12 protein-coding genes are annotated in these 16675 nt (G+C 70.3%); all 12 read right to left on the reverse strand.

The features are described from left to right. On the reverse strand, positions 1-2852 hold a 2852-nt coding region (locus PIQ37_RS15585; RefSeq protein ID WP_342074141.1), incomplete at its 3' end, for an Ig-like domain-containing protein. An 865-nt stretch (positions 2853-3717) separates the two neighbouring features. Beyond that, positions 3718-5634, reverse strand: a complete 1917-nt coding sequence (locus tag PIQ37_RS15590; protein ID WP_342074142.1) for a CocE/NonD family hydrolase — start codon at positions 5632-5634, stop codon at positions 3718-3720. Positions 5635-5867: 233 nt separating this feature from the next. After that, the gene (locus tag PIQ37_RS15595) at positions 5868-7115 is read right to left on the reverse strand and encodes a glutamate-5-semialdehyde dehydrogenase (protein ID WP_342074143.1); all 1248 of its coding nucleotides are present in this window, start codon (positions 7113-7115) and stop codon (positions 5868-5870) included. Positions 7116-7273: 158 nt separating this feature from the next. After that, positions 7274-8464, reverse strand: a complete 1191-nt coding sequence (proB, locus tag PIQ37_RS15600; protein WP_342074144.1) for a glutamate 5-kinase — start codon at positions 8462-8464, stop codon at positions 7274-7276. A 16-nt stretch (positions 8465-8480) separates the two neighbouring features. Next, positions 8481-8738, reverse strand: coding sequence for a YciI family protein (locus PIQ37_RS15605; protein ID WP_342074145.1), 258 nt, complete (start codon positions 8736-8738; stop codon positions 8481-8483). 67 nt (positions 8739-8805) lie between these two features. Beyond that, positions 8806-9648 carry a hypothetical protein gene (locus tag PIQ37_RS15610; RefSeq protein WP_342074146.1) on the reverse strand — a complete coding sequence of 281 codons (843 nt, stop codon included), beginning with the start codon at positions 9646-9648 and terminating at the stop codon, positions 8806-8808. Beyond that, entirely contained in the window at positions 9645-10940 is a 1296-nt protein-coding gene (argH, locus tag PIQ37_RS15615) for an argininosuccinate lyase (protein ID WP_342074147.1), read from the reverse strand. The genes PIQ37_RS15610 and argH overlap by 4 nt, the downstream gene beginning before the upstream one ends. 86 nt (positions 10941-11026) lie before the next feature. After that, the gene (argC, locus tag PIQ37_RS15620) at positions 11027-12007 is read right to left on the reverse strand and encodes an N-acetyl-gamma-glutamyl-phosphate reductase (RefSeq protein ID WP_342074148.1); all 981 of its coding nucleotides are present in this window, start codon (positions 12005-12007) and stop codon (positions 11027-11029) included. Next, positions 12004-12633, reverse strand: a complete 630-nt coding sequence (locus tag PIQ37_RS15625) for a GNAT family N-acetyltransferase (RefSeq protein WP_152239359.1) — start codon at positions 12631-12633, stop codon at positions 12004-12006. Before PIQ37_RS15625 ends, argC begins: the two co-directional genes overlap by 4 nt. 14 nt (positions 12634-12647) lie before the next feature. Continuing rightward, positions 12648-13964: an acetylglutamate kinase gene (locus tag PIQ37_RS15630; RefSeq protein ID WP_150409055.1), complete on the reverse strand. Its 1317-nt coding sequence runs from the start codon at positions 13962-13964 to the stop codon at positions 12648-12650. Positions 13965-14043: 79 nt separating this feature from the next. Next, positions 14044-15141, reverse strand: coding sequence for an acetylornithine deacetylase (locus PIQ37_RS15635; protein WP_342074149.1), 1098 nt, complete (start codon positions 15139-15141; stop codon positions 14044-14046). A gap of 271 nt (positions 15142-15412) precedes the next feature. Next, positions 15413-16654 carry an argininosuccinate synthase gene (locus PIQ37_RS15640; protein WP_342074150.1) on the reverse strand — a complete coding sequence of 414 codons (1242 nt, stop codon included), beginning with the start codon at positions 16652-16654 and terminating at the stop codon, positions 15413-15415. Between the last annotated feature and the right edge of the window lie 21 nt (positions 16655-16675).

Below are 16675 nucleotides of genomic sequence, written 5' to 3' on the forward strand. Positions count from 1 at the left end.
CCATTGCCGTCGGTGACGGTGACGGTCGCACCCGCCTCCGCAGTACCGACAATCGCCGTGCCATTGCTCGGCTGCAGTACCGGCGCCGCTGGCGCCAGCGCATCGACCGTGCTGGACGCCGGCGGGCTGGCATTGCCGGCCGCATCGGTGGCGACAGCGTTGATCACGGTACCGTCAGGCAACGCGGCGCCCGGGGTCACGCTCCAGTTGCCGGCGCCATCGGCCGTCGTCTGCCCGATCAGGTTGCCATTGCCGTCGGTGACGGTGACGGTCGCACCCGCCTCCGCAGTACCGACAATCGCCGTGCCATTGCTCGGCTGCAGCACCGGCGCCGCCGGTGCCAGCGCATCGACCGTGGTGGACGCCGGCGGGCTGGCATTGCCGGCCGCGTCGGTGGCAATGGCGTTGACCACCGCGCCATCCGCCAACGGTGTCGCCGGGATGACGCTCCAGTTGCCGGACGCATCGGCCGTGGCTTGGCCAATCAGGGCGCCGTTGCCGTCGGTGACGGTCACTGTCGCACCTGCTTCGGCGGTCCCGACGATGGCCGTGCCGTTGCTCGGCTGCAGCACCGGCGCCGCCGGCGCCAGCGCATCCACCGTGGTCGTCGCCGGCGGACTGACGTTGCCGGTCGCATCGGTGGCCACGGCGTTGACCACGGTGCCGTCCGGCAACGCGGCGCCCGGGGTCACGCTCCAGTTGCCCGCGCCATCGGCGGTGGTCTGCCCGATCAGCGTGCCGTTGCCGTCGGTCACCGTCACCGTCGCCCCCGCCTCGGCGGTACCGACGATCACCGTGCCGTTGCTCGGCTGCAGCACCGGCGCCGCCGGTGCCAGCGCATCCACGGTGAGCGATGCGGGCGGGCTGACGTTGCCGGCCGCGTCCGTGGCGACGACGTTGACCACGGTGCCGTCCGGCAAGGCCGTGCCCGGTGTGACGCTCCAGTTGCCGGCGCCATCGGCGGTGGTCTGCCCGATCACCGTGCCGTTGCCGTCGGTGACGGTGACCGTCGCGCCGGCCTCCGCCGTGCCGACGATCGCGCTGCCATCGCTCGGCTGCAGCACTGGCGCGGCCGGCGCCAGCGCATCGACGGTGGTCGTCGCCGGCGGGCTGGCGTTGCCTGCGGCATCGGTGGCGACGGCGGTGATGACTGCGCCGTCCGGCAGCGGACTGGCGGGAACGAGGCTCCAGTTGCCGGACGCATCGACCGCGGCCTGCCCGATCACCGCGCCGTTGCCGTCGGTCACCGTCACTGTAGCACCGGCCTCCGCCGTGCCGTTGATTTCGCTGCCGTTGCTCGGCTGCAGCACCGGCGCCGCGGGCGCCACCGCGTCCACCGTGGTGGTCGCCGGCGGACTGACCGTGCCGGCGGCATTGCTGGCGACCGCCGTGATCACCGTGCCGTCCGCCAGCGGCGTGGCCGGGGTGAAGCTCCAGTTGCCGGACGCATCGACGATGGTCTGGCCGATCGGTGCGCCGTTGCCGTCGGTCAGGGTGATGGTCGCGCCCGCTTCCGAGGTGCCGGCGATGACGCTGCCGTTGCTGGCGTCGATGACCGGTGCCGCCAGCAGATCCGGCGCCTGCACGCTGGCCGGCGGACTGGTGTTGCCGCCCGGATCGGTCACCACCACGGTCAGCGTTTCGCCATCGGTCAGCGGCGGCTGCAAGGGCACGGTGAAGGTGCCATCGCTGCCCACCACGGCCGTGACGTCCGGCACGCCGTCACCATTGGTATCCACGCCTACTGTGGCACCCGCCTCCGCGGTGCCGGTGAGGCTGCCGCCATCGGCCGAGACCTGCAGATTGCCGGCCGCCGCCGGCGGCGTGGTGTCAGGCGCGTTGACGCTGGCGCCGGGGCCGGTGTTACCGGCCGTGTCGGTCACCACCACCGTCAGCGGTTCGCCATTGGTGAGTGGCGGCTGCAGCGGTACGGTGAAGGTGCCGTCGCTGCCGACCACGGCGGTCACGTCCGGCACGCCATCGCCATTGGTATCCACACCCACCGTCGCGCCTGCCTCCGCCGTGCCGGTGAGGCTGCTGCCATCGGGCGCCACTTGCAGGTTGCTGGCCGCACCGGGCGGGGTGACGTCCGGCGCCTGCACCATCGCCGGCGGACTGGAGGCCCCACCAGGGCTGGTGACCACCACGCCCACCATCTGGCCATCGACCACCGGCGCCGGCAGCGTCACGGTGAAGCTGCCGTCGGTGCCGACCAAGACCACCGTGTCCACCTGTCCATCACCATCGATATCGATGCCGACCCAGTGGCCAGGCGGCGCGTTGCCGGTGATCTGGGTGCCGTCCGGGGAGATCTGCAGATTGCTCGCCACGGCCGGTGCCGACGGCTGCGGCTGCGGCTGCGGCTGCGGCTGCACGATTTCATTGCGATCGTCCTCGCTGCTCATGCTGGCCAGCGCGCCAGCGCCGAGCGCGACGCCACCCGCCATCAGCCAGGGCGCAGCCAGCCCACCGGCCATGCCGCCCGCGCCAGCCGCGGTCAAGGATTCGAATCCGGCCTCGCCCGTCACCGGCGCGTAGCTGGCCAGCAGCGCACCTTCCTCGCTGCTGGTCGCGAACTGCACTGCCACCGGACGCTCATCCCGGGTCAGGAACAACTGACTCGGTTCGGCCGAGGCGTCGAAGAAATGGGCGATGCGGACCATCTCGCCGTTCTTCAGCCGTACGACCAGGTCGCCGCCCTCACGCGTATAGGCGGCGACGCTGTCCGGCGCCACGTCCAGCACCACCTGGCTGGCCCGGGTGAGGTTCACCACGCCATCGGCGGGCAGCGGCACGGCCTGGGCGCGCCCGGAGGCGGCGTCGTGCGGAACAACCTTGACCTGGATACTCATGACGAACACTCCTTTCGCGAGGATGGGCGGAAGCGGGCGAGCGTGAGCCGATGGCCTGGGGCAATCGACGCGACTGGGCGCCGAGCCGGCCGATGCGCAGGCAACACCTCACCTACGCGGCCCTATCGGTCCACGACAAGCTTTGGATCGGTGATCAAGCAACGCAGCGCACGCACTACCGCGCGCCACGTCGGGGTGGACGCAGCTAGCGTCGGGGTCGTTGCAAGGGGGAAACCCAGGGATGAGGCCGGCGGCGGCGCTGGGCCACGTGACAGGGCGAACGAGACAAACGGGCGGTGTCCAATGACATCACGGGCACTCCTTGTGAAAGCAAAACAGTTCGAACGGCAGGACGGCAACACCATGTGCAATGACACTGCGCCGACATGCCTCGCCTGTATCGCGAGGTGCCCACCCTCAGGTCCGGATCGATCGTGCCGCATATCCGCCAAAGAACTGGCGTTACGCGGTCCCCCCTTCCGTTTGCACGCACCGATCTTTGCCAACGACGACACAGATAGGCAATAAACCGGCACAAATCCGTGACACAACTGTGTTTAGCACCACACTCCAGCGACGCTTTTTTCACAAAGCCCGCTGCGGGTTTTTCGAGGTTATTGCGCAAAGCAATAAAAAAATGACGCGACCGGCGTGGCCCGGTCCTGCGCGGCCGCGTACGCTCCCTCCATCGGCTGCGTTCGCCGAACCGCGCCGGTAAACGATTGCATCGACAGGCGCAGGCGACACCGTGCGGCCGGCGCGCCTGCGCAGCGCCCGGCCCTGTCATGGCGATCGGCCCACCGAACCTGGACGGTCGGCAGCGCGACGCGTGGCGTCGCGCGCCGCCGGTGCGGCACGCCCTGGCTCAGTACACCGGCAAACTGATGAAACTGGCCTGCTGCGGCGTGTGCCAGATCCGCTGCGTCGCCTTCTGGTAATCGCCGGGCTTGGCGAAGTAGATGTTGGGCACGTAGGTCTGCGGATTGCGGTCGTACAGCGGGAACAGGCTCGACTGCACCTGCACCATCACCCGGTGGCCGCGCTCGAAGGTGTGGTTGGCGGTGGGCAGGCCGAAGCGGTAGGCAAGCGGCTGGTTCGGGGTCAGCGGCGCCGGATGCTCGAAGCTTTCGCGGTAGCGGCCGCGGAAGATCGCCAGCGACACCGGCAATTCGTAGCCGCCCAGTTTCGGATCGGACGCCATCTGGTCCGGGTACACGTCGATCAGCTTCACCACCCAGTCGCTGTCGCTGCCGCTGGTGGAGGCCTGCAGGTTCACCTGCGGCGCGCCGGCGATGCGCAGCGGCGCCTGCAGCGGTTCGCTGACGAAGGTCAGCACGTCCGGGCGGCCATCGACGAAGCGCTGGTCGTGCACCAGCCAGGTGGTCCACATGTCGCGATCGCCGAACACCACCGGGCGCGGCACGAACGGCACCGGCTTGGCCGGGTCGGACACGTACTCGGTGTACTCGCCCTGCCCGGCCTTGGGCGCCTCGAACGAGACGCGGCCGCCGGCCTCCAGGTACAGCGGCTTGCTCTGCGCCGGGCAGCCCTGCGCGCAGCTCAGCGGCCAGCGCTGCAGGCGATCCCAGTGGTTGGCGCCGGTGTCGTAGATCAGCACCGGCGGCGTGTCGGCCTTGGGCGCGCCATCGACCAGGTACTGATCGAAGAACGGCTTGAGCACGTCGCGGCGGAACTGCAGCGCGGTGTCGCCGTCGAACTGCAGCGCGCCCAGCGAGGCGCCCTCGTAGTTGACCTGGCTGTGCCGCCACGGCCCCATCACCAGGTAATTCCTGTCGTTGCCGGTGTCGCGCGGCTCCATCGCCTCGTAGCTGTGGATCGCGCCCCACATGTCTTCCTGGTCCCACAGCCCCTGCAGCCACATCGTCGGCACCTTCAGCGGGGTGCGTGCCATCACTTTGTCCAGCGCCTGCTCCTGCCAGAACGCATCGTAGGCCGGGTGCTCGGTGAGCTTGCGCCACCACGGCAACTGCTCCAGCCCGGCGGCCTTGGCGTAGTCGCCGGCCGAGCCGGCGCGCAGGAAGTTGCTGTAGTCGTCGTAGCCCTGGCGCGGAATGCCCTCGCCCTTGCCGCGCCGGGTCATCTGGCCGGTGAAGTAGTCCAGGTTGACCTGGCGGAAGGCGCCGTAGTTGAGCCAATCGTCGCCCATCCAGCCGTCGATCATCGGGCTTTCCGGCGCGGCCACCTTCAGCGCCGGATGCGGATCGGCCAGCGCCATCACCACGGTGAAGCCCTCGTAGGACGAACCGATCATGCCGACCTTGCCGTTGGATTCGGGCACGTGCTTGACCAGCCAGTCGATGGTGTCCCAGGCGTCGGTGGCGTGATCGACCTTGGTCGGGTTGAGCGGCCCGCGCAGCGGCCGGGTCACCACGTAGTCGCCCTCCGAGCCGTATTTGCCACGGATATCCTGGAACACGCGGATGTAGCCGCCGTCCACGAACACCTCGTCGCCCTGCGGCAGCAGGTCGCGCATGTGCGGCGAGGCCAGCCGGCTGGCACGGCCGCTGGCGTCGTACGGCGTGCGCGTCAGCAGCATCGGCGCGCCGTGCGCGCCCTTCGGCAGCACGATCACCGTGTGCAGCTTGACCCCGTCGCGCATCGGGATCATCACCTCGCGCTTGACGTAGTCGTTGGCCGCGGTCGGCGCGACGAACGGCTTGCCGGTGATGTCCGGCGTCATCGGCGCGGTCTGGGCGAACGCGGTGCCGGCGGTGGCGAGGGCGACGGCAGCGGCGAGCAGGCAAGGAGCGAGGCGGCGCATGGGCATTGGATCCCGAAAGGAGGCGAATCCGCGACGCTAGGCGACGACGCCGCGCTCGGCAAGTGACAAAGGCTGGGTCGCCGCTCTTCGCCGCCGGCGCCGCGGTGCGCGAGCGTGTGGGCACGCCCTTCCGATCAGCGCCAGTGGCTGCCCTGGCCCAACTCCACCGACACGCCACCGACCAGTCCCTTGCCAGGCAGCTCAGGCGCCCGGCCGACCAGGGGCGCGGCGCCTCAGTGCCGCACCTGCCCTTCGCCGCGCACCACGAAGCGCTCCACGGTCAGCGCTTCCAGGCCCATCGGGCCATAGGCGTGCAGGCGCGTGGTGGAAATGCCGATCTCTGCGCCCAGGCCAAGTTCGCCGCCGTCGGAGAAGCGCGAGGAGGCGTTGACCATCACCACCGCCGCGCGCAGCGCCTGCACGAAGGCCTCGGCGTTGGTCGCGTCCGCGGTGGCGATGACCTCGGTGTGGTCCGAGCCGTAGCGGCGGATATGCGCGATCGCCGCATCCAGATCCGGCACCACCGCCACCGCCAGGATCAGGTCCAGGTATTCGGCGGCGTAGTCCTCGTCGCTGGCAGGGTCGATGTCCGGCAGCAGCGCGCGGGTGGCGGCATCGCCGCGCAGGGTAACGCCGCGCTGGCGCAACGCCTGCGCCGCCAGCGGCAGAAAGCGCGCGGCCACGTCGGCGTGCACCAGCAGCGTCTCCAGGGAATTGCAGGCGGCCGGCCGCGTGGTCTTGCCGTCGACCAGCAGCTTCACCGCCAGCTCCAGGTCGGCCGAGGCATCGACGAACAGATGGCACACGCCCTTGTAGTGCTTGATCACCGGCACCCGCGCATGTTCGGCGACGAAGCGGATCAGGCCCTCGCCGCCGCGCGGGATCGCCAGGTCGACGATGTCGTTCAGCTGCAGCAGTTCCAGCATGGTCTCGCGGCGCAGATCCTCGACCAGGGTCAGCGCGGCCTCGCCGATGCCGGCGGCGCGCAGCGCCCGGCGCAGTGATGCGGCGATGGCGGTATTGGAGTGGATCGCCTCGGAACCGCCGCGCAGGATCACCCCGTTGCCGGCCTTGATGCACAGCGCCGCGGCGTCGGCGGTGACGTTGGGGCGCGCCTCGTAGATCATCGCCACCACGCCCAGCGGCACGCGGATCTTCTGCACGCGGATGCCGTTGGGGCGCACGTCGTCGCGGGTGACCTGCCCCACCGGATCGGGCAAGCCCGCCACCTCGCGCAGCGCCGCGGCGATGCCGTCCAGGCGCTTGCGGTCCAACGCCAGCCGATCGAGCATCGCGCTACCGACCTCCTTGGCCCGCGCCGCGTCGAGGTCGCGCGCGTTGGCGGCGAGGATCGCGTCGGCATCCGCTTCCAGCGCCGCCGCCATCGCCTCCAGCAGCGCCTGTTTGGCCGACGACGACAACTGCGCCAGCGCTTGCGCGGCATCGCGACAGTGCAGGGCCTGGGTGCGGATGGAGGTCATTGGGCGGCTCCGGTGGATTCGGGATTCGGGATTCGGGATTCGGGAAAGGCTACGCGCCATACCGGACGATGCGAGGCAGCGAACGCGAGGCGCGACGCAGGTGCCGGCGTTGCGGCGCGACCCGCGGCACGGTCGCGACCAGCGCGGGGCGGGCGCGCTTACGCCGATTCCCCATGCCCGACTCCCGATTCCCGCACCACCACCAGGTCGTCGCGATGAATCACATTCTCGCCGTAGTTGTAGCCCAGGATCGCCTCGATGTCGCGCGAGTGGCGGCCGGCGATGCGGCGGATGTCCACCGCCGCGTACTGGCTGACCCCGCGCGCCAGGCAGCGCTCGCCGGCCGCATCGCGCAGCCGTACCTCGACCATGTCGCCGCGGCGGAACTCGCCCACGGCGCCGGCCACCCCGCCCGGCAGCAGCGAGGCGCCCTTGTCGAGCAGCGCAGTCGCGGCACCGGCGTCGACCAGGATCGCCCCCGGCTCCACCGGCACGTGGCGTAGCCAGTACTTGCGCGCGGCGATGCGGGTGCGCGCGGCATGGATGCGGGTGCCGCGCAGGCGGTCCTGGGCCAGGCCGCGCACCACCTCGGCGCTGCGGCCGTTGAACAGATAGGTTTCGATGCCGGCGGCACCGGCCTTGGCCGCGGCCTCCAGCTTGGTGCGCATGCCGCCGGTGCCGACGCCGCTGCCGCTGCCGCCGGCCATCGCCAGCACCGCCGCGCTCAGCTCCTGCACCTCGTGCAGCGGCTGCGCCTGCGGATCGCGGCGCGGGTCGGCGGTGTACAGGCCGTCGATGTCGGTGGCGATGAACAACGCATCGGCGTCGACCAGAGCGGCGACGATCGCGGCGAGATTGTCGTTGTCGCCGAGCTTGAGTTCATCCACCGAGACCGTGTCGTTCTCGTTGACCACCGGCAGCGCGCCCAACCTCAAGAGTTCGCCCAGGGTGGCGCGCGCGTTAAGGTAACGGCGGCGGTTGCGCAGGTCGTCGTGGGTCAGCAGCACCTGCGCCACCGGCCGCTCGAAGAAGCGCTGCCACAGCGCGATCAACTGCGCCTGGCCGAGCGCGGCCAGCGCCTGCCGCGCGGCCAAGGCCGCGCCGGCTTCGGCGGCCTTGGGCACGATGGCGCGGCCGGCGGCGACCGCGCCGGAGGACACGATCACCAGTTCGCGCCCGGTCGCCAGGTTGGCCGACACGAACTGCGCCAGGCCTAGCGCAAAACGCGGGGTCAGCCCGCCGCCGTCGGCGGCCAGCAGGCTGCTGCCGACCTTGAGCACCGCGCGCCGCCAGGGCGGCAGCGCTTGCTCGACGAAGGACGTGGCGGCGGTGGCGGTCGGTGCGGTCATCGGGCGCTCGCTCGGCTCAGTGCGCGTTCCAGGCGTACACGCTCAGCTCGGACGCGGCCTGGAGCGCCAGCGGATCCTCGGCGACGATGGCCTGCGCCTGTGCCAGGCTGTCCACGTTCTTGAGCACGTAGGCACCGCCGCTGCCATCGCCGAAGCCGCCGGCGCGCTCCAGCAGCCCGCGCTCGCGCAGCGCGGCCAGGAAGTCGCGATGCGGCTGGATCACCGACTCCGGAAACGCCGGCTTGCGCATCGCCATCACCAGGTACAACGTCATTGCCTTCTCCTGCGTGCGAGGGCGCGGCATGGCACGCGCCCGGTAAACGTTCGACGACCGTGCTGCGTCAACGCAGCGCCGGCCTTGCCTCCGCGCGGGCGCCGAGGCCGGGAAACAGCCGCAGCAGCCGCCGCAGGTTGTCCTGCGGGGCGACGTCGGCGGCCGCGTCCATCCAGCGTTCGTCCGCCTCCGGATGCGGCCCGGCCAGCACCACCGTGCCGCGGCCATGGCGATAGCGTGCGATCGCCACGTCGCCATTGCCGTACCGGGCGATCGGCACGAAGCCGTCCGCCGCGCTGCCGGTGAGGAACGGGCCGTCCTGATAGTAGACGCGCTGCCAGGTGCCGTCCCAGCGGATGGCGATGGTGTGGTCGCCTTCGTCGCCGATGCCCGAGCGCGGACGCCCGACTTCCGACTGCAGCGCCACATCGACCAGGCCAATGCCGTCGCGGTCGGCCAGGTACGCGCCCATGCACAGGCCCAGGAAGCCCCTGCCGCCGCTGACGAAGTCGCGCAAGGCCGCGGCGCCCTCGTCGCCGAGGGCGGCGTACGCGGCCGCGATGTCCTGGCCGCCGCCGGGCTGGATGTACAGATCGACATCGCGCAGCGTGGCGGGGGTCACGTGCAGCGGTTCGCGCTCGCCGACATAGACGATGGTCAGCGGCAGGCCGGTGGCGCGCAACGCATCCACCACCATCTCCGAGCAGCCGCGGCAGCCGGCCGCACCGCGGTAGACCGCCACCTTCTGCGCCGCATTGGTCGCTGCGCCGGCCGGGGCCGCGGGCAGCGACAGCAGCCCCGCGGCGAGCAGCGCCAGGGCAATGGTCCGCAGGCCGCCCGCGATGGCTTGCCAGGCGGGCGATGCGATCGCCGCCGTGCGCCAGCCTGCGGGACGGCCGCGCAGGCTCATCCCAGGGTCTCCCAGCGCGCGCGCAGCGCCTGCAACTGCAGATCGGCGGCGGCGCCGGGCGAGACCCGCGCCGCCAGGCTGCCTTCCGGCGTGCGCCCCTGCCCGGCGCTGTCGGCCGACGCGGCAGCGGCCTGGTAGGCCTCGCGGAACGGCACGCCGGCCACCGCGGCTTCCACCGCCACGTCGGTGGCGTACATGCCCGAATCGATCGCCGCGCGCAACCTGTCCTCGCGCCACTCGAGATTGGCCAGCAGCGCCGGCAGCAGCTCCAGCGCGGCCAGGCCGCGGCCGAAGCCGTGGAAGATCGCGCCCTTGCTGCTCTGCAGGTCGCGGTGATAGCCCGACGGCAGCGACAGCAACTGTTCGATTTCGGTGCGCGCGGCGGCCACGCTGGCGTGGGTGGCGCGCATCAGCTCGATCACGTCCGGGTTGCGCTTGTTGGGCATGATCGAGCTGCCGGTGGTGTACTGCGCCGGCAGCGCGACGAAACCGAATTCGCCGCTGGTGAACAACGACAGGTCCCAGGCCAGGCGGCGCAGATCCAGGGTGGCGCTGCCCAGCGCTTCCAGCGCGGCCATCTCGAACTTGCCGCGCGAGAGCTGCGCGTAGATCGGGCTGACCTGCAGGCGCGCGAAGCCCAGCGCGGCGGTGGTGTGCGCACGGTCCAGCGGCAGATTGACGCCGTAGCCGGCGGCGGTGCCGAGCGGATTGCAGTCGACCAGGCGCAAGGTGTCGCGGGCGCGCAGCGCGTTGTCGATGAAGGCCTCGGCCCAGCCCGCCCACCACATGCCCGCCGAGGACACCACGGCGCGCTGGATGTGGGTGTAGCCGGGCACCGGCAGGTCGCGCTCGGCCTGCGCGCGGTCCAGCGCCACCTTGGCGATCTCTGCGCTCAGTTGCGCCAGCCGCGCCAGCTTGTCCTTCAGCCACAGCCGGGTGGCCACCAGGATCTGGTCGTTGCGGCTGCGCCCGGTGTGGATCTTGCGCCCGGCATCGCCCAGGCGCTCGGTCAGCCGCGCCTCGATCGCCGAGTGGCCGTCCTCGAAGCGCGCATCCAGCACGAACGCGCCACTGCGGAAATCCTCGGCCAGCACCGCCAGCTCGCGCTGCAGCCCGGCCAGTTCGTCGGCGGACAGGATGCCGATGCGTTGCAGGCCTTCGGCGTGCGCGCCGCTGGCGGCGATGTCGTGCAGGAAGAACTCGCGGTCCAGGAGCACGTCGTCGCCGGCCAGGAACGCCTGGATCTGCGTGTCGACGGCGACACCGGGTTTTTGCCAGAGCAGATTGGTCATTGGAGAGCCGGGATTGGGGATTGGGGAATGGGGATTCGGGAAGCGGCGCGCTGCAGCGGTGATGGATGCCGTGCTGACGTGGCGCCCTACTCCGGCGTGTGCATCCGGGGGATCGAGGTCAGTTCGTCCACGCCCAGCGCCAGGTTGAGGTTCTGCATTGCCTGCGTCGCGGCGCCCTTGAGCAGGTTGTCCAGCGTCGCCACCAGCACCAGGCGCTTGTTGCCCGGGGCCAGGGTGAAGCCGCCGAGCTGCACGCCGTGGCGGCCGGCGATGCGGCTGACCCAGGGTGCCTCGTCGATCACCTCGATCAGCGGCTCGCCGGCATAGCGCGTGCGATACAGCTGTTGCACCGCATCCAGCTTGAGCGGTTGCTGCAGCCACAGGTTCACGGTCATGGTGATGCCGCGGAAATGCGGCGCCACATGCGGCATGAATTCCACCGGCACGCCGAGCTGCGCGGACACCTCGCGCTCATGCATGTGGTCGGTCAGCGCATACGGCATCAGGTTGTCATGCAACAGCGCCGGGTTGTTCTTGTCCGACGGCGTGGTGCCGGCGCCGGAATAGCCGGACACGCCGAAGCACTGCGGCGGCCCGGCGAGCTGCTCGCGCAACGGCGCGATCGCCAGCTGCATCGCGGTGGCGTAGCAGCCCGGGTTGCTGATGCGGCGTTGCCCGGCATAACGCGCACGGGTCAGTTCCGGCAGACCGTAGTACCAGGCCGGGTCGAAGCGGTAGTCGGCGGACAGATCGACCACGATCGGATCGGCCGCGCCGGCGGCAACCGCCGCATCCAGCGCCGCCACATAGGGCGCGGCCTTGCCGTTGGGCAGCGCCAGCACCACCACGTCGGCGCGCTTGGCCGCCACCGCCTCGGGATCGAGGTTCTCGTAGCGCAACTCGCCCTGGTAGGTGTCGTGGTGCGCATCCACGCGCTGCCCGTCCAGCTCGCGCGAGGACAGGAACGCCAGGCGCAACTGCGGATGCGCGGCGATCAGGCGGATCAGCTCGGCGCCGGTGTGGCCGCGGGCGCCGACGATGCCGATGGAATAAACGGGAGTGCTCATGCGTGCGAATCCAGGCGGAACTGCAGGTGGCGTTTCACCCCGGCCCATTCCGTATCGATGATGGAGAAGATGACGGTGTCGCGCGGCGTGCCGTCGGCATGGCGCTTGTGATTGCGCAGCACGCCGTCCTGCTTGGCCCCCAGCCGCGCGATCGCGGTGCGCGAGGCGTGATTGAACCAGCTGGTCTCGAACACCACGCTGAGGCAGCCGAGCGATTCGAAAGCGTGGCCGAGCAGCAACAGCTTGGCCTCGGTGTTCAGGCCGCTGCGCTGCACCCGCGGCGCGTACCAGGTGTAGCCGATCGACAGCGTCGGCACCTGCGGATCCAGGCCGTAGAAACGCGTGCTGCCGACGATCTCGCCCTGCGCATCGCGCACCACGAACGGCAGCACCCGGCCCAGCGCCTGCACCTCCAGCGCGGCAGCGACGTAGGCGTCCACCCGCTCCGGCGCGGGCACATTGGTGTACCACAGCGCGTCCAGGCCGCTGCCGCGCAGCGCGGCGCGCAGGCCCTCGGCATGCGCCGCCTGCAGTGGCTCCAGGCTGACGTGGCGCCCGCGCAGTGTGGGCACGTGGCGCCAGGCCTCGGGCAGCACGGGATCGATGCTGGAGATGGGAACGGTCATGACGACGGCGCCGCTCAACCCTGCAGGGTCGGCGTGCGCGTGGCGCAATGCGCCACGCAGTGCTGGATCTGCTCGAAGGTCTCCAGGCCGTACCAGAACACCTTCCACTTCTCCTGCTTGAAGCAGCCGTCGGACTCGGCGTAGTAGAAGATGTTGACCTGGTTGTTGTGGCGCGAACGCCAGAACAGCTGCGGCGTCTCTTCGCGCATCACGTTCCACACCGCGCGGCCCAGGCCCTCGCCCTGCGCGTCGTCGAGCACCGCGAACTTATCCAGGTAGGTATAGCCGCCCTCGTCGGTCAGGATCACCGCGGTGCGGTAGTTCTCGCTGACGTAGGCGCGCAGCAGCTTGGTGGTGTCGAAATAGTCCGGCACCAGGGTGCGGCCGAAACTGGATTCGATCAGGGTCTTCAGCCGCGGCAGGTCCAGCTCGCCCCATGTCGTGGCGCGCAGCACCTTCTCGCCGCGCCGCACCAGGGTGCCCGAGCCCTTGTGGGTGAACAGTTCCTTGGCCAGGTCGGCCGGGCGCGTGATCGACACCGACGACTCCAGCGGCAGCCGGTCCAGCAGGTCCTTGATCTGCTCGATCTTCACCTTCATGCCGCCATGGATCCACGGCTGCGCGATCAGGTGGTCGTACTCGGTGGACAGGTTGATCGAATCGATCACCGTCCCCTTCTCGTCGAGCAGGCCGCCGGTGCCGGTGAGGAAGATGATCTTGTACGGCTGCAGCTCCTGCACCAGTTCGTTGGCGGCGAAATCGGCGTTGATGTTGAGGATCTGCCCGCTGGGGGTCTCGCCCAGGCTGGTGATGACCGGGATCGAGCCGGCCTGCAGGCTGGCCTCGATCGGCGCCAGGTTCACCGCGGTGACCTCGCCGACCAGCCCGTAGGTGTCGCGGTCCAGGTACTGCGCCTCGAACACGCCGCCGGTGATCGAGGTGGCGCGCGCGCCGTTCTGCTGCAGCGCCTCGACCAGCTTCAGATTGGAAGCCTGGAACACCCGGCGCACGATCGCCAGCGCTTCCGGCGAGGTCACCCGCAGGCCGTTGACGGTCTGCTTGTCGATGCCGGCAGCGGACAGTTCCGCGTCCAGTTGCGGGCCGGCGCCGTGCAGCACGATCGGGGTCAAGCCCACTTCCTGCAGGAACGACAGCGAGGAGGTCAGCGCCTCCAGGTCGTCGCGCAGCACCGCGCCGCCGACCTTGACCACGGCGAAGCGCTTGGCGTCCAGCTGCGAGAAGCGCTTGAGGTACTGGCTGATCTCCTTGGCGCTGGCCATGCTCGAGAGCAGGCGCACGATGGTCTGGCGGGTTTGGCGGTTGGCGTGCATGGCGTGGGGCGATGTCCGAAGGAATCCAGGGTGGAGCCGATCGCAGGACCGGTCCGGGCGACGTGGGAAGGCGCGCGGCTCAGCGCGCGCCGTTGATGATGTGGTGGACCGAGTCGGCGTAGCGCTGCAGTTGCTCCAGCGTCACGAACTCGTCGGCGGTATGCGCCTGGGCGATGTCGCCCGGGCCGTAGACCAGCGCGGTGTAGCCGCCGGCGGAGAACAGCGAGGCCTCGGTCCAGAAGTCCACCGCATTGCCGATCGGCAGCTCCAGCGCATCGGCGACATCGCGCGCGGCCAGGCGCTTGTCCTCGGCGCGGGCGATGTCACCGGAGGGCAGGCTCGGCCCGCGGAAGGTTTCCTCGAAGTGCGCCGCGGCCGGCTCGGCGAAGCCGGCGAAAGTCGCCAGCAACGCATCCACGTCCATCGACGGCAGCGGCCGAAAACCGAAGCGCAGCTCCGCCGCCGGCGCGATCATGTTGGCCTTGATCCCGCCCTCGACCCGGCCGATGTTGAAGCGCAGCCCGGTCAGCCCGCCGAAGCGCGCGTGCGCCAGCGACTCCACGTGGTCCAGCGCGCGGCCGCCCCAGCGCATCGCCTGATGCAGGGCGCTGGCCGCGGCGTCCTGCTTGCCGGACGCATGCCCGGCGCGGCCGGCGAAGCGCATCAGCACCGAACTGATGCCACGGTGCGCCAGCACCGCCTCGCTCATGGTCGGCTCGGCCACCAGCACCGCCTCGTAGGCGATGCCGCGGGCCAGGAACGCAGCGATGCAGCGCGGGTCGTTGGCTTCCTCGTCGCTGGAGAACAGGAACGCGGCATCGCCGTCGCCGGCATTGGCCGCGGCCAGCAGCGCCGCCGCCGCACCCTTGATGTCGCACACGCCCAGGCCGACCACACGATCGTCCAGGCGCCGCATCACGTGCGGATCGGCGCTCCAGTGCGGCGAATCCGGCACCGTGTCCAGATGCACGTTGAACAGGTACTTGGGCGTGCCGCGTACCGCGTACAGGCTGACCGCGCCGGCGCCGTGGTCGATCACCTCCACCGCGAAGCCGGGCAGCTGCGCGCGGAGGTAGTCGAAGATGCCATCGGTGCCGATCGCCCGCGGCGGATTGCGGGTGTCGAAGGACACCAGCGCCTGCAGGTGATCGAGCGTGGAGGTGAGCAGATCGGTCATGGGTCAGGCCGCAGTGGTGCTGGTCGGATGAACCCTTCTCCCACCGGGAGAAGGTGCCCCCGGAGGGGGGCGGATGAGGGGCGCTTCGCGACACTTCGGGAAGCGCCCAGGCCGAACGCGTCGCCACGCGCCCGGATGGCGAACAATGGGAGCAAATGCTGCAGCAGTTCCCCATGGCTGGCGCGTGGCGACGCGTTCGTCATGTCGGTTCCGAAGGCTTCCTGCGGCGCCCCCAACCCCTCTCCCGGAGGGAGAGGGGCTTTTCGGAGCGTCAGCGGTTGACTTGCGCGTACAGCGTCGAGCTCATCCCGAACAGCTTGATGAAGCCCTCGGCCTCGGCCACGCCCCAGTCCGCCGACTGCGCGTAGGTCGCGCCCTTGGCGTTGAGCAGGTGCGGCGACTTCACCGCCACCGCGTCGACGCGGCCGCCGCGGGTCTCCAGCGTCACCTCGCCGTTGACCATCGCCTGCGACGACTTCAGGAAGGCTTCCAGGTCGGTCTTCAGCGGGTCGTGGTAGAAGCCTTCGTAGACCAGCTCCACCCACTTGCGCGCCACGTCCGGCTTGAAGCGGTTCTGCTGCTTGGTCAGCACCGCGTCCTCCAGCGCGCGGTGCGCGGCCAGCAGCGCCACCAGGCCCGGCGCCTCGAACACGATGCGGCCCTTCAGGCCGATCACGGTGTCGCCGGTGTACACGCCGCGGCCCACGCCGTAGGGCGCGAACAGCTTGTTGAGCTTGGCCAGGATCTGTTCGCCCGGCAGCGCCTTGCCGTCGAGTTCGACCGCCTCGCCGTGCACGAACTTCAGCTTCACCGTCAGCGGCTCGGTGGGCCACGCGCTGCGCGGCGCGCACCAGCCGCGGGCGCCCTCGCCCGGCGCTTCCCAGCGGTCGATCTCGCCGCCGGACATGGTCAGGCCGAGCAGGTTCTCGTTGATGGTGTAGGCCTGCTGCTTGGCGCGCACGCCGAAGCCGCGCTCCTCCAGGTACTTCTGCTCGTAGGCGCGGGTCTGGGTGTGTTCCTTCTGGATTTCGCGGATCGGCGCGACGATCTCGTAGTCGCCCAGCGCCTTGACCGCCAGGTCGAAGCGCACCTGGTCGTTGCCCATGCCGGTGCAGCCGTGGGCGATGACCTTGGTACCCAGCTCCTCGGCGCGCTTGAGCGCGGCATCGACGATCAGGTAGCGGTCCGATACCAGCAGCGGGTACTGGCCCTGGTAGCCCTCGCCCGCCCACACGAACGGCTTGACGAAGCCGGCCCAGATCGCCGGGCCGCCGTCGACGGTGACGTGGCTGGCCGCACCCAGTTCCGCGGCGCGCTTCTCGATGAAGTCACGCTCCTCGGCGTCCACGCCGCCGGTATCGGCGAACACGGTGTGCACCGCATAGCCCTTGGCCTGCAGGTAGGGAATGCAGAAGCTGGTATCGAGGCCGCCGGAGAAGGCGAGGACGATGTCCTTGGTGCCGGGATTCGGGAGTGGGGAGTCGGGATTGGTGGAAGCGGCTTGCTGCGACATGGGGGCGTCTCTCTGCGGTTG

Origin of the sequence: Xanthomonas protegens, assembly GCF_038442435.1 — a bacterium.
GTDB lineage: Bacteria > Pseudomonadota > Gammaproteobacteria > Xanthomonadales > Xanthomonadaceae > Xanthomonas_A > Xanthomonas_A sontii.

Coding starts and splice junctions, on each gene's coding strand:
- PIQ37_RS15605 (WP_342074145.1), bottom strand. CDS start 8,738: ATGACGTTGTACCTGGTGATGGCGATGCGCAAGCCGGCGTTTCCGGAG.
- PIQ37_RS15625 (WP_152239359.1), bottom strand. CDS start 12,633: ATGACCGTTCCCATCTCCAGCATCGATCCCGTGCTGCCCGAGGCCTGG.
- PIQ37_RS15630 (WP_150409055.1), bottom strand. CDS start 13,964: ATGCACGCCAACCGCCAAACCCGCCAGACCATCGTGCGCCTGCTCTCG.
- proB (WP_342074144.1), bottom strand. CDS start 8,464: ATGACCGCACCGACCGCCACCGCCGCCACGTCCTTCGTCGAGCAAGCG.
- PIQ37_RS15610 (WP_342074146.1), bottom strand. CDS start 9,648: ATGAGCCTGCGCGGCCGTCCCGCAGGCTGGCGCACGGCGGCGATCGCA.
- argH (WP_342074147.1), bottom strand. CDS start 10,940: ATGACCAATCTGCTCTGGCAAAAACCCGGTGTCGCCGTCGACACGCAG.
- PIQ37_RS15595 (WP_342074143.1), bottom strand. CDS start 7,115: ATGACCTCCATCCGCACCCAGGCCCTGCACTGTCGCGATGCCGCGCAA.
- PIQ37_RS15640 (WP_342074150.1), bottom strand. CDS start 16,654: ATGTCGCAGCAAGCCGCTTCCACCAATCCCGACTCCCCACTCCCGAAT.
- argC (WP_342074148.1), bottom strand. CDS start 12,007: ATGAGCACTCCCGTTTATTCCATCGGCATCGTCGGCGCCCGCGGCCAC.
- PIQ37_RS15590 (WP_342074142.1), bottom strand. CDS start 5,634: ATGCGCCGCCTCGCTCCTTGCCTGCTCGCCGCTGCCGTCGCCCTCGCC.
- PIQ37_RS15635 (WP_342074149.1), bottom strand. CDS start 15,141: ATGACCGATCTGCTCACCTCCACGCTCGATCACCTGCAGGCGCTGGTG.